14 protein-coding genes are annotated in these 16412 nt (G+C 43.0%); 13 read left to right on the top strand and 1 reads right to left on the bottom strand.

Annotated elements, in window-relative coordinates; translation table 11 throughout:
* Positions 1-29: 29 nt before the first annotated feature.
* Complete coding sequence (locus tag OCV96_RS07490; RefSeq protein WP_227064179.1) at positions 30-1463, bottom strand: extracellular solute-binding protein; 1434 nt, start codon at positions 1461-1463, stop codon at positions 30-32.
* A 170-nt stretch (positions 1464-1633) separates the two neighbouring features.
* Between OCV96_RS07490 and OCV96_RS07485 the strand changes: the two genes are divergently transcribed.
* The 13 genes from OCV96_RS07485 (at position 1634) to OCV96_RS07425 (ending at position 16406) form a co-directional block, all read left to right on the top strand.
* Entirely contained in the window at positions 1634-4099 is a 2466-nt protein-coding gene (locus OCV96_RS07485; RefSeq protein WP_227064180.1) for a GH116 family glycosyl-hydrolase, read from the top strand.
* Positions 4100-4112: 13 nt separating this feature from the next.
* Positions 4113-5453: an ABC transporter substrate-binding protein gene (locus OCV96_RS07480; RefSeq protein ID WP_227064181.1), complete on the top strand. Its 1341-nt coding sequence runs from the start codon at positions 4113-4115 to the stop codon at positions 5451-5453.
* 66 nt (positions 5454-5519) lie between these two features.
* Entirely contained in the window at positions 5520-6395 is an 876-nt protein-coding gene (locus tag OCV96_RS07475; protein ID WP_227064182.1) for a carbohydrate ABC transporter permease, read from the top strand.
* A gap of 2 nt (positions 6396-6397) precedes the next feature.
* Positions 6398-7240 (top strand): carbohydrate ABC transporter permease, encoded by an 843-nt coding sequence (locus tag OCV96_RS07470; protein WP_262594075.1) that lies wholly within the window; start codon positions 6398-6400, stop codon positions 7238-7240.
* Between the two features lie 4 nt (positions 7241-7244).
* Positions 7245-9563: a PfkB family carbohydrate kinase gene (locus OCV96_RS07465; protein WP_262594074.1), complete on the top strand. Its 2319-nt coding sequence runs from the start codon at positions 7245-7247 to the stop codon at positions 9561-9563.
* A 155-nt stretch (positions 9564-9718) separates the two neighbouring features.
* On the top strand, positions 9719-10921 hold the full coding sequence (locus OCV96_RS07460) for an HD-GYP domain-containing protein (RefSeq protein WP_262594073.1): 1203 nt from the start codon (positions 9719-9721) through the stop codon (positions 10919-10921).
* 61 nt (positions 10922-10982) lie between these two features.
* Positions 10983-11504 carry a hypothetical protein gene (locus OCV96_RS07455; protein ID WP_117465281.1) on the top strand — a complete coding sequence of 174 codons (522 nt, stop codon included), beginning with the start codon at positions 10983-10985 and terminating at the stop codon, positions 11502-11504.
* Between the two features lie 3 nt (positions 11505-11507).
* Positions 11508-12101, top strand: a complete 594-nt coding sequence (locus tag OCV96_RS07450; RefSeq protein ID WP_118538996.1) for a sugar O-acetyltransferase — start codon at positions 11508-11510, stop codon at positions 12099-12101.
* A gap of 67 nt (positions 12102-12168) precedes the next feature.
* Positions 12169-12765: a hypothetical protein gene (locus tag OCV96_RS07445; RefSeq protein ID WP_262594072.1), complete on the top strand. Its 597-nt coding sequence runs from the start codon at positions 12169-12171 to the stop codon at positions 12763-12765.
* On the top strand, positions 12762-12992 hold the full coding sequence (locus tag OCV96_RS07440) for a hypothetical protein (RefSeq protein WP_227733526.1): 231 nt from the start codon (positions 12762-12764) through the stop codon (positions 12990-12992). Before OCV96_RS07445 ends, OCV96_RS07440 begins: the two co-directional genes overlap by 4 nt.
* Positions 12993-13187: 195 nt before the next feature.
* Positions 13188-14087: a LysR family transcriptional regulator gene (locus OCV96_RS07435; RefSeq protein ID WP_022313155.1), complete on the top strand. Its 900-nt coding sequence runs from the start codon at positions 13188-13190 to the stop codon at positions 14085-14087.
* 120 nt (positions 14088-14207) lie between these two features.
* Positions 14208-15329, top strand: coding sequence for a 5-methyltetrahydropteroyltriglutamate--homocysteine S-methyltransferase (locus OCV96_RS07430; protein ID WP_118539042.1), 1122 nt, complete (start codon positions 14208-14210; stop codon positions 15327-15329).
* Positions 15330-15506: 177 nt separating this feature from the next.
* Positions 15507-16406, top strand: coding sequence for a hypothetical protein (locus tag OCV96_RS07425; protein ID WP_262594071.1), 900 nt, complete (start codon positions 15507-15509; stop codon positions 16404-16406).
* Positions 16407-16412 lie beyond the last annotated feature (6 nt).

Raw genomic sequence — 16412 nt, 5'->3', positions numbered from 1 at the left:
ATGAATTTATTTATCCTTAGCCTAAATTATTAGCTTTGCTGATAATAATTATGCCGGTAAAGATGATCGTCTACCTGCTGCGCCAGGTGATTCATTTCTTCTTGTGCATCAGCACCCATGGCAATATTATAAAACGCATAGGAAAACTGCTTACTGAAGAAAGGATATGCGGGGGTCTGTGGTCTGGTAAAAGAGGTATTCCGTAATTGTGAAAATAAAATATTGCTGTTGCCGGAACCAGCCTGAAAGCTGTCCATTACGTCATAAATCTCTTTTAAAACGGGAATACCCGTTAACTGACTGATCTTCAACTGGTTCTGCAGACTGAAAACATAACGGATAAATTCACAACATTCCTTGGGATATTGTGTTTGTCTGGACATGCATAATCCCCAGCTTCCATGGGGAGAAGCTGCTTTTATACCATGGGGAAGAGGGATTATGCCGATATTACTATTCCTTTTCTGCGATTGAAAATAAGCACTGGGCAGGGAAAGACTCATGGCAAAGTTTTCAGGAAAATCGGCACTGAGATCCTCCACGTGGGTATAATGATATTTATGAAATAATTCGCCCAGCCAATTCATAGCAGCGACGGAAGCCGGAGAGTTAAGATATCCAGAGGTTGCCGTCAGCGTATTGTTAAAAAAGCTGCCGTTGTTCTGCACGATAAATGGCAATCCTGCGTAGCTGTTCCATTCTCCGGATTTTGGAGAAAGACCGCGTCCGGAGTCCATAAGCAAAGGATAGGGAAAAGAAGTTTTGGTCTGTATTGTATGGCAGACATTCAGAAACTCATCCCAACTCCAAGCATCTTCCGCAGAAGTCGGAATGCGAATACCAAGGGAATGGAACAACTCCTTGTTATACAGAATACATAAAGTGGATTCCGTATAACCCAGATGATATAGTTTTCCCTGATAGGTTCCCTGCGTCACAATGGGAGACAGAAAAGAGGATAGGAAATTCGAATCCATATATCCATCAAACGGCAGCAGAGAATTCATATATGCCCAATAGGGGACATCAGGACCGTCCAGGGACAGAATATCCGGTGCATTTCCACTGGTAAAGCTCTGCAACAGCAAGTCACGCAGAGGAGCCTTATCGTTGGTGAGAAAAGTCGGTGTTACGAAAAAACCGGAAGATGTCAGATTAAATTGTTCGATCAGAGAGATCCAAAAATGCTTCTCATTATCTTCCATAGGACATAAATAAATAGAAAGGTTTATTTTATCTTTGGAGCGGTCTGCTACAAAAGTGCCTTTTCCTTGCTGCCGTATAATATATCCTTCAGATTCCAGACATTTCAGGGCTTGTGTAATAGTGCTTTTACTTACATTTAAAGTACGCATTAATTCATTATCAGAAGGGATGAGATCGCCGGGACGATAATATCCGCTTTCGATTTTCTGGACAAATTCATTTTTTATAAGCATGTATTTTGGTGTTCTGGTGTTCATAAAATCCCCCATATTTTGAAAAGTGATTGACAATATATTTTTGTTATGCTAATATCATAGCATAAGTTATTCGAACAAACAAGATTAAATAAAAAAACTCTCTGTAAAAGCAGAGAGTTAAAAAATAAAATAAGTTATTCGAACAACCGAACAACTAAAAGGAGGAGAAGATGAAAAAGACATTTTCAAAAGAGAAATTATTTGACAGAACACCGAGGGTCTATCAGAGAGATGCGACGGAAGTCCGTTTTCTGTTGGGTGGAATCGGAACAGGTAATTTTTCTGTAAATTCAAGAGGAAAGTTCCTGGACTGGGAAATTTTTAACTGGCCTTCCAAGAATACGAAATTTCCCCTTTCCTTTTTTGCAATTCGTACGGAGAACAAAGAACTGGAAAAACCTATATCGAAAATTCTGGAATCGAGAATGGTTCCGCCATATACCAGCTCGCACGGATACCTTCAGGCTGAATTGGTAAATCTGCCAAGAATGGAAGATTCGGAACTGATCTGTGAATATCCTTTTGCAAGGGTGAATTTCAAAGATTCCGAATTGCCCGTAAAAGTATCTATGGAAGCATATACACCGTTTATTCCTTTAAATACAGATGATTCCAGTATTCCCTGTGCAATTATCCGATACACGGTGAAAAATATTGCAGACTGTCCGACCAAAGTAAGTCTGGTAGGCACGCTTCCCAATGCATCCGGTTTTGAGGGATATGATGTTATTGAGAACCTGAAGCTGGCCGACAGCGTAAAAAATGAATATCGGGAATTTGATGATGTGAAGGGCTTGTATTATTCACCCGAACATTTGAAAGAGGATCATTTACGGTATGGAAATATGGCGATTCTGACCAGTGGATCCAATGTAACCTATAAAACACAGTGGTTTGACGGCGAATGGGTGGATGGAATACAGGATTTCTGGGATGACTTTACCAGTGATGGACTTTTGGAAAAAGAGACGGTATCTGACAGTGTGGGATGTGAATTTGCACAATTTCATAATTTCAGTTTCCTGAAAAGAAGAGAAAAGATCGGCTCTATCGGAGCCTGGGAAGAACTTCAGCCGGGAGAAGAAAGAACCTTTGAATTTGTCATTACATGGTATTTTCCTAATAGAGTAAAGGCATGGATCGAGTTTGATGAGGACTACGAGAAATTCCAGCGCGGTGAATACGGAACAGTAAGAAATTACTATGCAACAAAATTCACAGATGCATGGGATGTAGCAAAATATGTATACCATAATAAGGAACGACTGGAATCCGACAGCAGAAAATTTGCCGATGCTATGTTCCATAAGACTACATTACCTTATTATGTGATTGATGCTCTGACTGCAAACATTACGAATCTTCGAAGTAATTTATGTTTCCGGCTGGAAGACGGAACTTTTGCCGGATTTGAAGGAATACGTGACTACATAGGCTGCGGTTATGGTAGTGTGCCTCATGTATGGAACTATGCACAGACGGTTGCTTTTCTGTTCCCGGATCTTGAAAAAACTATGCGTAATGTAGAATTTTTGAGAGAAACAGATGAGACAGGATGCATGTCTACACGAATGTTTTCCGTGTTTGATCAGGAACGGTATGCAATGGTTCCGGCCTGTGATGGAGAACTTGGAAGTGTTGTTCGTGTCTACCGGGATTTCAAGAATCTTGGGGATGTGGAATTTTTGAAGACCATTTGGCCCAAAGTAGTGCTGGCAATGGAATATGCCTTGAAACAATGGGATCTGGATGGAGATGATGTACTGGACGGTCAGCAGAATACAACCTATGATATTGAATTTTACGGACCGAATCCCATGACGGACAGTATTTTCCTGGCAGCACTGAAATGCTGTGAAGAGATGGCTGAGATCGTAGGAGACGAAGAACATCACCAGTTATACGCAGATGCTTACGAAAAAGGATCTGCAAGAGCCGATCAAATGATGTTTGACGGGGAATATTATATTCAGGTACAGAAGGAGATTGATAAATATAAATATCAATTCGGAAAAGGCTGCCTGTCAGATCAGCTTCTTGGACAGTTCCTGGCATATATGGCCGGAATCGGAGAGATTTTACCGAAAGAGCATGTAAAATCTGCTATGGAATCCGTATTCAAGTATAATTACAAAACGGATTTTTATCATACGGACAGCGTACACAGAGCATATGCGATCAATGAAGAGCATGGAATGGTAGTAGCTACCTGGCCGAAAGGCGGCAGACCTAAATTCCCGTTATCCTATGCCGGAGAGGTGTGGACAGGAGTAGAGTATGAAGTAGCCGTTAATCTGATTTATTCAGGTTGTGTAGAGGAAGGTCTGACGGTAGTAAAGTCAATTCGGGACCGTTATGACGGATATAAGAGGAATCCGTTCAGCGAGATCGAATCCGGTCATCATTATTGCAGAGCAATGGCAAGCTGGGGAGTGCTGAATGCATTATTGGGACTGCAAAGTGATATGTATCGCGGAACATTGTCATTCCACCCTGCAATAGAAGGTGAAATGTCCAGTTTCTTCATCTGTGGAAAAGCATGGGGTATCTACAGTCAGAAGGAAGAGAATGGGAAAATGTGCAAACATATTGACATCCTGTATGGGACGTTAGATGATATTCATGTGCAAGAATAAGGAGGGTACAATTATGATGAAAAAGTATTGGAGAAAAGTGATGGCACTTACTTGTGCGGCCGCTATGCTGTTTACGATGGCTGGATGCGGAAATGCAGAAGGAACTACAGATGGTGCAGAGACTGCGCAGAGCTCTACGACTGCAGATGGGTCTGGAGAGATCACAATCAAGTTTGCAGAGCATGTTGCTGATATTCAGGCACAGGAGCCGCATCTGCAGAAGATTATTACTGCTTTTGAAGAAAGCCATCCGGGGATTAAAATTGATATTACGGGTAAAGAAGTGTCCGAGCATAATACACAGATGACTTTACTGGCAGGAGAAAATAAGCTTCCGGATGTTTTCTGGCTGGAGCAGGCAACTGCAAAGGAGTTTGCACAGAATGGGTATTTATATGATCTGACGGATGTATTGGATCAGTATGGTATCAATGACAGCCTTCTTCCCGGACTGGTGCATTCATGTACCGTTGACGGCAAAGATGTGGGAATGCCCAGTGAAGTTATGATGGTAGGATTTTATTATAACAAAGATCTCTTCCAGCAGGCAGGAATCGAAGAAGTGCCTGTTACCTATGAAGAGTTCCTGGATGCGGTAGATAAGCTGAATGCAGCCGGAATCACACCGCTGACCGTGGGGGCGCAGGATAATTACAGTATCTGGGCATTTGAGACAATGCTGGCAAGATATGGATTTTTTGAAAAGCTTGACGGTCTGAAGGATGGAAGCATTTCCTGGAATAATGAAGACTTTATTCATTATTTTGAAAAAGTAGAAGAAATGCGTGAAAAAGGAACTTTCACAAAGGACATTTCCAATATTGGATATTTTGAAGCAAAAGAGCAGTTTCTGGGTGGAAATGCAGCAATGATCAATTCCGGAGCATGGGATATCGGTGATTTTGAGGGAAGTGATATTGCTTCTAAAATCGGATTTTTCTGGGGACCTACCTTTTCCGACAGCCAGTATGAGCAGCAGATCGGAATCAAGGCATCCGGCGGTGTTTATGTAGTATCTTCAAAGGCAGCAGAAGATCCTGCGTTGTTAGATGCAATTATGCAGTTCTGGCAGTTCTATTACGGCGAAGAGGGAACCAGGATCATTGCAGAGGATACCGCGGCATTACCGTGCTCTACATATAATGGACAGATTGATGAGAGCCAACATCCTGTACTTTCCACGATGATCGCGGCATTAAATGATGATTGGAAAGCAGTAACTGAGCCGTTTAATTCACTTTCGTCCAATGTGGCATATGGATATTTTGATGCTACCTTCGGTGTTATGACCGGCGTTTACACACCGGAACAAGCAGCTGATTATGTAGAAAATCTACAAAGTGCCGAAAGATAAAACCATAAGAGCGGTATGAAATTAAGTAATACCGCTCTTTTCTATAGAATGGAAAGGGAGAAAGCTATGTATTGGTTGAGTACAAAGAAAGCAAAAATCATTATGCTGCTTCCGACTCTTATGATTTATGCAGTATTTATTATTATTCCTGTGTTTATCGCATTTTATTATAGCTTTACGGACTACAGTGGTCTTGGAAAAGCATCCTTTGTGGGAATAAAAAACTATGTTGCTATGTTCCATGATAAGCTATTTCTGATCGCATTGAAAAATACATTTTTAGTATTGTTATTCAGTGTGATATTCCTGATCGTTGGATCTTTTATGGCAGCATTATTGATGAACAAGAATTTTCACGGAAACGCATTTTTTAAAATGGTGATTTTTGCTCCCTATGTAATAGCGCCTATTATCATAGGAATTATCTGGGGATATATCCTGAATCCTAATTATGGGCTGGTAAATAGTGTATTGCGTAAAATAGGACTGGATATGCTTGCTATTGAATGGATCGGTGGAACGAAATGGTCTCCATTGTCATTGGCGATGGTATTCACATGGCAGGTACTGGGATTTCACGGAACGATCTTTTTATCCGGAATCAAAGCAATACCGGGAGATATTTACGAAGCTTGTGATATTGATGGAGCCAATTTGTTACAACGCTTGTTTTATGTGACAATTCCTATGCTGAAAGAGACCTTTATTATTAATATTGTTCTGGTGGTAACAGGCGTATTTAAAATATATGAACTGGTATATCAGATGACAGGCGGAGGACCTGCTCATCAGTCGGAACTGCTTACTTCATATATGTATTTTACAGTATTTACATCCAGAAAGTATGGATATGGAATGGCAATTGCGGTTGCAATTCTGTTACTTTCAATTCTGGGCTCGTTTTCCTATATTAAGATCACAACGAGGAAGCAAAGGAGTTAAACATGAGAAACAAGAGAATATCGATAAAAAAAGTCATTTTTTACATATGTCTGCTGGGATTGATTATTCTTTTGGTCATGCCCATACTGTGGGCTATGTTGCTTTCATTAAAGACAAATAATGAGATTGTCAACAGTCCGCTTTCTTTGCCGCAGACAATAAGCTTTGAAAATTATCAGCGTGCGATCGATACTATTGATTTTTCCAAAATGTATTTTAACACGATTTTACTGGTAGTAATATCTACTTTTTTCAGTATTTTATTTACTTTTATGAGTTCGTTCGCAATTGCCAGAATGGTTTTTCGGAACCATAAGGCATCGGAAACATTGTATCTTTTCCTGCTGATCGGGATTGGCATCCCTATTTATGTACTACTGTTTCCGGTATATCGGATTGATTCATTGATGGGAATTCTTGGAACCCGTTTGGGACTGATCCTGCCGTATGTTGCAGTGAACATCTCGTTCAATACCTTGCTGTTTACCGGATTTTTGAGAGATATCCCCGGAGAATTGGAAGAAGCAGCAATTATCGACGGCTGCAATCTATTTAAGCTGTGTACCAAAGTGGTGATTCCGGTTATGAAACCCACGTTCGTGACGATCATTATTTTTAATGCAGTTTATATTTACAATGAGTTCCCGTTTGCATCAACCTTTATTCAGAATAATGCCTTAAACACCGTGTCATTAATGACATCTATGTTTAAAGGACAATATTCCATGGATTACAGTGGAATCATTGCAGCGAGTCTGATGATCATGCTTCCTGAATTAGTATTTTATGTCATTTTGCAGAAGTATATTATAAGTGGTATGACTGCCGGAGCAGTGAAAGGATAAGAAAATGAGAGAAATCGTAAGACCATCCCTACATTTTACACCCCAGAAAGGATGGATCAATGATCCTAATGGATTGGTGTTTTTTAAAGGACAATATCATTTATTTTATCAGTATAATCCGTACCATGACAACTGGGACAGTATGCACTGGGGGCATGCGGTAAGCCGGGACCTGATACACTGGGAAGAATTGGAACCGGCACTGGTCCCCGATATGCCCTATGATAACGATAAAAACGGTGGATGCTTTTCCGGATCGGTTGTTGTACATGATGATCAGTTATTTCTATTCTATACAGGAAGAACGGAAGATGAAACCGGTATTTTTGAGACACAAAATCTTGCAGTGTCGAAGGATGGGATACATTTTGTAAAGTCAGAAGAAAACCCGCTGATAAAAGAAGTCCCGGAAAGAGGAGGAAGAGATTTTCGAGATCCCAAGGTGTTTTTTGCACAAGGGAAATGGAGAATGATCTGTGGAGGATCCACCGGAAGAATTGAACATCCGGAAAGCCGCGGAAGAATTTATCTTTTCTCTTCTACCGATTTGTACCATTGGGCGTATAGCGGAATTTTGTACGAAGCAGAGCCCGGCGAGGGCAGAATGTTTGAATGTCCGGATGCCTTCTGCCTTGAGGATGTCTGGTTTTTGACAACTTCGCCGATGTATGAAAAAGACAGTGCAACGACGCTATATCTGTCTGGGCAGGTGGATTTTGACAAATGTGAATTCCATAAAGAGATAAGGGGAACTTTGGATCTTGGAACTCATTATTATGCGGCACAGACATATCCGGTATTGAATGGGGAAATACGGTCTGCTGCCTGGCTGGGCGGCTGGCTGTGGATGCCCTGGATCCGGGATTTCGGTCCGGAGGAAGGGTATCGTGGAATACTGGATGTATCACGAGTGTGGTATTTAGATGATAACAGGCGTTTGTGCGCAAAAGTGGCTGATAAAGTGAAAGCTGAGATGAGGCTCTTCAGCAGAACATTGGAAAAACATTGGGCCGGTGAAAACATACCACCGCAAAGTGAGCCGGTCATGGTAGAACTGAAGGGAAAGCTGCCGGGAGATGGAGAGTTGTTGTGTATTGATCTATATGATACAGATAGACATACCGTGACAATATGCTTTGATTCTTCAAATAAAGAAATGACCGTGAATTATAACCGGGCAGACAGAGTTTCCAGATATGGTATACGGACTGTGCCCTGTGAAATGATGGAAAAAGAAACAGATATTGATATCCTCATAGACGGAAATACATTTACATTATTGTGGGAGCATGGTTTGTATCGCTATACAGGAAAATTATACCCACAAGGAAATATAGGCGTAGATATAAAATATAGGACAAAACGGCATTATGATATTACCTCTCTGGGAGAGATATTGATTGATTTTACCGGGAAAAAAGAGAGTGAAAGACAGACATTGTCTTATACACAAAATCCGGGAGGTGCACCTGCTAATGTTGTGGTTGCGGCACAACGGCTGGGTGCCCAAACAGCATTTATCGGAAAAGTAGGAGAAGACTTCCTGGGTGATTTCTTAAAGGAAACACTGGATAAAAGTGGTGTGTCAACTGAAGGGTTAATAAGTGATGCAGACTATTTTACAACACTTGCTTTTGTTAAACTGGCAGATAACGGAGAACGAAATTTTGCGTTTGCCAGAAAACCTGGAGCAGATATCGGACTGAAGGCTGAGGAAATACGGAAAGATATAATCTGCCAAAGCCGTATTCTTCATGTAGGCTCTTTGTCGTTAACTGATGAAATATCCAGAAATGCAGAGTTTATTGCATTAAAAGCTGCGAAAAATAATGGAACAATTATTTCTTATGATCCGAATTACAGAGCCAGTTTATGGGATTCACAGGAAGAAGCCTGTAAATGGATGAGAAGTATTTTAGAATATGCAGATATCGTTAAAGTATCAGAAGAAGAGATTGAGCTGTTAACAGGTTATACGGATGTTCGGAAAGCAGCAGAGAGCATAACAGAATATGGTGCGAAAATAGTACTCATTACTTTAGGCGAAAAGGGATCGTTTGTATATCTGCAGGATCAGCAGGAAGCATATGTTTCAGGCTATTCCAGCAAAGTTGTGGATACCACCGGTGCCGGAGATTCTTTTATGGGAGGCTTTTTATATAAGATTTGTGAATCCGGTAAGCATATAGAAGAATATTCTTTACAGGAAATGATAGAATGTGTCCGTTTTGGAAATGCGGTGGCTTCCCTATGTGTTGAGAGAGAAGGAGCAATACCTGCGATGCCTGTAATGGAAGAAGTAATTAAGAGGATCAATAGCTAACATAATCCGATCGATGGACAGTAAGAAGGAGCAACTCTGCAGTACCGGGAGCTGCTTCTTTTTGATATAATTTATTGTATGGGATATGCTTGCTTTTCACATAAATCATTGTCATAATAGGTGTGTTATTATAAAGAGATTGGAGAAATATAGAAATGTTACTGGATGTTTTAGGATTATTGTCAGCCTGTTCGTATGCTTTGGACTGTGTGGAGGCAGAGCTGGTACATGTGTCTGACAAACATGCGAAGCGTGTGGCATACATGAGTGTCTGCATGGCAGAGCAGCTGGGGATCAGCGGTGAGAGCCTGCAGGATCTGGCAGCATGTGCCCTGCTTCATGATAATGCACTGACACAGTATATTCAGGAAGAATTACATAAGGATGTTGCAAATGTTGTGCAAGCTTCTCAGGTAGGAATTCACTGTACCCTGGGTGAAAAAAATATACAGAGACTTCCCTTCCATACGGATGTGAAGAATGTAATTCTGTATCACCATGAAAATGCCAATGGGAGTGGACCGTTTGGAAAAACATGGGAAGAGATTCCGCTTTTTTCCCGCATCATTCATTTAAGCGATCTGTTGGACCGGGCATACGGTGCAAAGGGCTTTACGGAGGATATTTTCAATAAAGCTTGTGGATATCTTCACAAAAACGAAGGAACCGTTGTGGACAAAGAATGTGTGGATGCTTTCCTGCAGGCGTTTCCCCTGCCGCATTTTCTGACGCTGGGAGAGGATAGCTTTGAGAAAAATCTGTGGGAGAAAATCCCCCGCATCAAACAGGAGCTAAGCTTCGCGCAGATCAAGGAGCTGGCAAGCTTTTTTGCACAGATTGTCGATTACAAATCTCCATTCACCAGCACCCATTCCATCGGTGTAGCAGAGGATGCGGAACGGTTGAGCCGCTATATGGGATTTGATGAAGAAACCGTGCAGAAAATGTACCTTGCGGGCGCTTTACATGATATCGGAAAAGTGGCGGTAGGTAATGAGATCCTGGAGAAGCCGGGAAGGCTTACGGAGGACGAATTTGCTGTGATGAAACATCATGCGGCATATACCTATTATATTCTGTCAGGCGTAGATGATTTTGACGAGATCCGCGACTGGGCGGCATTCCACCATGAGCGGCTGGACGGAACCGGATATCCTTTCGGGAAGACCGCCGCAGAACTGAACACGCAGGAGCGCATGATGGCCTGTATAGACATCTATCAGGCACTGACGGAAAGCCGTCCCTATAAACAGGGCATGCCTCACGAAAAAGCCTGTGAGATCCTGCGGGATATGGCGAAGAAGGGCTGGCTGGATGAAACGATTGTGAAACAGGTCGAGGATTGCTTCCGGGGATAAAAGATGTGAGGGCGATTATTGCAGGATTAATATGACGCAGATATAGGGAAGGTATAAAGATATGGACAACTTTATAGAAGCTTTGTATGGACAACCGGAAGGAACTATTCCGGAGGAGTATGATTGGTTTGCTCCGCTGTTGGGTGATTGGGAGTTTGATTATAAAGATAAGTTTATAGATGGTGATCATAACAGGCCACAGCGTCAATTAAAGGGAGAGTGGATCTTTAGGCGGGTATTGAACGGGATAGGCATTGAAGATATGTTCATATGTCCTTCCAGAGCAACGAGGGAGACTTCTCCACAGCCAGATGGTGAGTATGGTGTTGGACTCAGAATATATAATTCAAAGACCCATTGTTATGATATGGTATATGCATGCAAGAGTAAATTTACAAATTTGTGTTTTACCATGGAAAATGGAATATTGACGGGAACTGTTCTGGAAAATCCCAATCGAAAATGGCGATTTGTGGAAAGAAATGAAAATACATTTCATTGGCAGAATATTACCATTCAGGAGAATGGTGACATTACTGTAAATTGTGAGGTTTTCGGGAAAAGAAAAAGCGAGGAAGCGTAAAACATGAACGTTATAGACATTATGAAGCGCCCTGCGGCCTATGCCAGTGGCTATGAAAATATCCCGGGAGAGGAACAGAACCGGGCAAAACAGCTTTGCTGGGAATATAACCGGACAGCTCCGAAGGAACAGCAGAAGCGGCGGGAAATCTTACAGGAGCTTTTGGGAACCTGTCATCCGATGACAGGCATTGAACCGGATTTTCACTGCGATTACGGATTTAATATTCATACCCACGGACTTACAGTCATCAATTATAACTGTGTCATTCTGGATACCTCACCCGTCAATATCGGTGCGGGTGCATTTATCGCACCCGGCGTCTGTCTGGCCTGCTCCGGACATGCGGTTGACCCGGGACAGCGCAGTCAGGGAATCGGTACTTCTGCACCCATCACGTTGGAAGAAAATGTATGGATCGGAGCAAATGCCACGGTCTGCGGTGGTGTAACCATCGGCGCGGGTTCTGTGATCGGCGCCGGAAGTGTGGTTACCCATGATATTCCGGCGGGAGTGATTGCAGCAGGCGTTCCCTGCCGGGTGATCCGTCCCATTACGGAGAAAGATAAGATCCGGCCAGAGGACATTCTTTTCTAAAAAAGATGACGATAGCCCCACTCTTGTGTTACTATGAGGGAAAATAATACAAAGGAGTGGGGAGAATATGTTTACAAAAAGGAGTTGGGAATCCTTTTATTCCGGTCTCGTTATGGTGGGACTGGTATTTATGGTGTTCCCGGTTATTTATTTCTGCGGTGCGACAAAGGAGAAGCAGATCCTGCCGCCGCTTATCATGTTTCTGCTGGGTCTGGTGATCTTCGTGATTAGTGTTCACTTTTCTGTCAAATACCACAAGGAGAAAACGAAATACACCAAGTATAAGATCGACAAATCTCTGACCTACACATTCACCTTAACTTACGGGGATAAGGTGGAGACCGTCACGGATTTTTCCCAGATCGAATATGCCATCAAGTGGCTGGCGAAATACCGGACGGGCCATGTGGAGATCGCAGTCACGCCTACTATGGGAAGCCTGAAAAAGTTCTACATCTGCTACACCGACAAAGATCCGTACATTCACATGCTGATCGAGCAGGAGAGAGAAGACGGCGTGGGATATTGGGAAGAACGGGGAGATTCTTACAAGATTCCCATTATGACACTCGAGCGGCTCTATGTGAAACATAAGATGATTTCGTTTGATTACCTGAACCGCAGGGAGACTGGTGTGGATGCAAGGGAGGGACTGATCTTATGATGCAGCGCTGGCGGGAAAAATTAAAATACATAGAGGCTGGTCTGATCGTTACCTCACTTATCATGTTTGTAGTATCCTTATTTGTGGATTATGAAAATACCGGATTAGAGGCTGCGATACTTATCATCGGAACGGCGGTAATTTCTGTTATAGCAGAGAAAATCAATAAAAAAGAAATCGAGAAAATGAAACGCCAGGAAGAGGAAGAACTGAAAGATATTGTCTGAGAATAAATCCTGTTTCCCAAAGGAAGAATGATTGACACGGAGGTTAGCGAGTGCTAACCTTAGGAAGAGATTTTGAAAACTTTGGGAGTGACAATATATGGATCTGGCATTCTGGCTGGCGATTGCAGCAGCGATCCTGTGCGTTGCTGTCGCCATTTACGGTGAAAGTAAAAAGGATAAAAAATAGGGAAAAGAATGACACTTCAGCAATTAAAGTATGTAATAACGGTGGCAGAGACCGGCACCATCACGGAAGCAGCCAACAGGCTGTATGTTTCACAGCCCAGTTTGACCAACGCGATCCACGAGTTGGAAAAGGAAATGAATATTGTTATTTTCAACCGGACCAACAAGGGGATCACGCTTTCCAAAGAGGGAGATGACTTTTTGGGATATGCGAGACAGGTGCTGGAGCAGGCGGCGATCCTTGAGGATAAATACAAGGGAAATCCCGGGGGCAAAAAACAGTTCTGCGTATCCACCCAGCATTATTCCTTTGCCGTCAACGCATTCGTGGACCTGATCAAACAGTACGGGCAGGAAGAATACGATTTCAGCCTGCGGGAGACACAGACCTATGAGATCATAGAAGATGTGGCGCGTCTGCGCAGCGAGATCGGAATCCTGTTTTTGAATGATTTCAATGAAGCGGTACTCAGCAAGCTGTTGAAATCCCATGATCTGGAATTCCACCAGTTGTTTGTTGCCAGTCCCCATGTATTTATCAGCAGAAAACATCCGCTGGCGGGTAACAGCATAATTACGAACGAAGAACTGGAAGAATACCCGTACCTGTCTTTTGAACAGGGAGAGCACAATTCCTTTTATTTTTCAGAGGAAATCTTCTCTGATTTTGAACGCAGGAAAAATATCCGTGTGCGGGACAGAGCGACACTGTTCAATCTGCTGATCGGCCTGAACGGTTACACCGTGTGCAGCGGCGTGATCGATAAAAAATTAAACGGAAAAGATATTATCGCCGTGCCACTGGCAGATGAGAGTGACATGCGGATCGGTTATATCACACACAGAAAAGGAATGCTCAGCAGACTGGGTACTACCTACCTGGAAGCACTGCAGAAGTATTTAGGATGAATGGGTTGTCCATAGCTTTAAACTATGGACAACCCTTATTTTTACGTATTTTGCGGATTTCATCATTTCTCTTATAATGAGGACAATTCAAAAAACGACAAAGAAATGGAGAGAATGACAATGAGCAATTTACAGACACCTTTTCGCTATGATTTCGTAGGAAGTTTTTTAAGACCGGAGAAGTTGAAGAAAGCAAGAAGACAGTTCAATGAAGGAAAGATCGATGCTGCGGCACTGAAGAAAGTGGAAGATGAAGCCATCACAGAGCTTGTGAGCAAGATCAAAGAGCTGGGCTATCATGTGATCACAGACGGTGAATTCCGCAGAGCCACCTGGCATCTGGATTTCATGTGGGGATTCGACGGCATCGGCCATACCCCTACCAAGACGGGACTTCCGTTCCACGGCGAGGCGGCCATGGTGGATGATACCTATATTGTAGGCAAGATCGGACTGACCGGGGAGCATCCTTTTGTAGATCATTTCCGGTTTGTAAAAGCATTAGAGGATGAAAATACCGTAGCAAAGCAGACCATACCTTCTCCCGCCCAGTTTCTGGCACAGTTTACCATGCCCTTTAACCGAGGCTGCACAGAGAAGCATTATCCGAATGAGCAGGAACTGGTAAATGACATCGTGGCGGCCTACGGAAAAGTGATCGATGATCTCTATGCGGCAGGATGCCGGAACTTACAGCTGGATGACTGCACCTGGGGCATGTTCGCAGACAAGATCGGTCATACCCTGTACGGAACCACCAGAGAGGGAATTGTGGAGTTCCAGAAAGCCCACAAGGATATTAACAATAAGGTGATCGCCAATGCACCGAAGGATATGATCATCAACACCCATGTATGCCGCGGTAATTTCCATTCCACCTACGCAAGCGAGGGTGCCTATGATTCCGTAGCGGATATCCTGTTCGGAGAAGAGGATGTGAATGCCTATTTCCTGGAGTTTGATGATGAGAGATCCGGCGGTTTCGCACCTTTGGCCAAGGTATCCGGGGAGAAAAAGGTCGTTCTGGGACTGATCACTACCAAGTCTCCCGTACTGGAGGACAAACAGCTTGTCATTGACAGAATCCATGATGCGGCAAAATACATTCCACTGGAAAGATTATACTTAAGCCCCCAGTGCGGATTTGCTTCCTGCGAGATCGGCAACAAGCTGACCGAGGAAGAACAGTGGGCAAAACTCCGACTTGTGAAAGAGGTGGCGGAGGAAGTCTGGGGAAAATAAATAAACGTAGTTCCGGCGATTACCAGAGAGGTGGTCGCCGGAATTTTAATTATATTCAATTGTCTCATTTTTCTGGATAGGCTATAATATACCTATGGTTATCCCTGTTTAACATTTTCTAAATGGGGATTTTTGAAATATTTTGAATATGAAAAATAATACGGAGGAAGCAGAAACATGAATAAACAAACAGCCCATTACCATCTTCCCGGTCTGTTTGAATTCTATGAATTATACAGAATGTTCCTGCCGTTGTTTCGGGAACACCGGGAATATTTTTACGACTGGTGCGACATCGGTTCCATCTACGGGGCCCCGCCGGACTGCATCTGGGGAGGCGGCCGGGTCTCACTGGAGGATCACGACGCAGGAGAAGTGCTGGCACTGTTACAGGAATACGGGATCTCAGCCCGTCTGACCTTTAGCAATTCAAAGCTTATCGAAGAACATCTTTCCGACAGAAAATGCAATGAACTCTGTGCCCTGTTTGCGGAAAATACAGAGCCGGAAAACGGCGTGATCGTCCATTCGGAACTGCTGTTACAGTATTTGAAAAGTCATTATCCGCAACTTTATCTGATATCATCCACCACAAAAGTACTGACGGATTTTGAAGCGTTAAAAAAGGAGACCGACAGAGACGATTTTCGCTATGTTGTACCGGATTTCCGCCTGAACAAGGCTTATGAAAAATTAAATATGCTGACAGAACCACAGAAAGAAAAAGTGGAATTTTTGTGCAATGAGTGCTGCTATTTTGGCTGTAAGGACAGGAAGGAATGTTACGAAGCCGTCAGCCGCAGGAATCTGGGAGAGGAGCCGGATTTTAGCTGTACTTCGCCGGGGGCGGAGGAGGGCTATCGTTTCTCCAAAGCCATGAAAAATCCGGGATTTATCAGCGTGGGAGATATTCAGAAGATCTATCTGCCGATGGGATTTTCCAATTATAAGATCGAGGGCCGAGGACTGGGCAGTGCACTGGTTCTGGAATTTTTACTGTATTATATGACGAAACCGGAGTACCAGCTGCAGGTCAGAGAAGAAATATATCTGGACAATATGCTGGATCTGTTTTAATTATTT

Origin of the sequence: Waltera acetigignens, assembly GCF_025567015.1 — a bacterium.
Classification (GTDB): domain Bacteria; phylum Bacillota; class Clostridia; order Lachnospirales; family Lachnospiraceae; genus Acetatifactor; species Acetatifactor acetigignens.
Note: the sequence above shows the minus strand (reverse complement) of the source record. Positions and strands in the feature narration are given on the sequence as shown.

Excerpts from the sequence above, each read along its gene's own strand:
- OCV96_RS07490 (WP_227064179.1), bottom strand. The coding sequence starts at position 1,463 with ATGAACACCAGAACACCAAAATACATGCTTATAAAAAATGAATTTGTC.
- OCV96_RS07485 (WP_227064180.1), top strand. The coding sequence starts at position 1,634 with ATGAAAAAGACATTTTCAAAAGAGAAATTATTTGACAGAACACCGAGG.
- OCV96_RS07480 (WP_227064181.1), top strand. The coding sequence starts at position 4,113 with ATGATGAAAAAGTATTGGAGAAAAGTGATGGCACTTACTTGTGCGGCC.
- OCV96_RS07475 (WP_227064182.1), top strand. The coding sequence starts at position 5,520 with ATGTATTGGTTGAGTACAAAGAAAGCAAAAATCATTATGCTGCTTCCG.
- OCV96_RS07470 (WP_262594075.1), top strand. The coding sequence starts at position 6,398 with ATGAGAAACAAGAGAATATCGATAAAAAAAGTCATTTTTTACATATGT.
- OCV96_RS07465 (WP_262594074.1), top strand. The coding sequence starts at position 7,245 with ATGAGAGAAATCGTAAGACCATCCCTACATTTTACACCCCAGAAAGGA.
- OCV96_RS07460 (WP_262594073.1), top strand. The coding sequence starts at position 9,719 with ATGTTACTGGATGTTTTAGGATTATTGTCAGCCTGTTCGTATGCTTTG.
- OCV96_RS07455 (WP_117465281.1), top strand. The coding sequence starts at position 10,983 with ATGGACAACTTTATAGAAGCTTTGTATGGACAACCGGAAGGAACTATT.
- OCV96_RS07450 (WP_118538996.1), top strand. The coding sequence starts at position 11,508 with ATGAACGTTATAGACATTATGAAGCGCCCTGCGGCCTATGCCAGTGGC.
- OCV96_RS07445 (WP_262594072.1), top strand. The coding sequence starts at position 12,169 with ATGTTTACAAAAAGGAGTTGGGAATCCTTTTATTCCGGTCTCGTTATG.
- OCV96_RS07440 (WP_227733526.1), top strand. The coding sequence starts at position 12,762 with ATGATGCAGCGCTGGCGGGAAAAATTAAAATACATAGAGGCTGGTCTG.
- OCV96_RS07435 (WP_022313155.1), top strand. The coding sequence starts at position 13,188 with ATGACACTTCAGCAATTAAAGTATGTAATAACGGTGGCAGAGACCGGC.
- OCV96_RS07430 (WP_118539042.1), top strand. The coding sequence starts at position 14,208 with ATGAGCAATTTACAGACACCTTTTCGCTATGATTTCGTAGGAAGTTTT.
- OCV96_RS07425 (WP_262594071.1), top strand. The coding sequence starts at position 15,507 with ATGAATAAACAAACAGCCCATTACCATCTTCCCGGTCTGTTTGAATTC.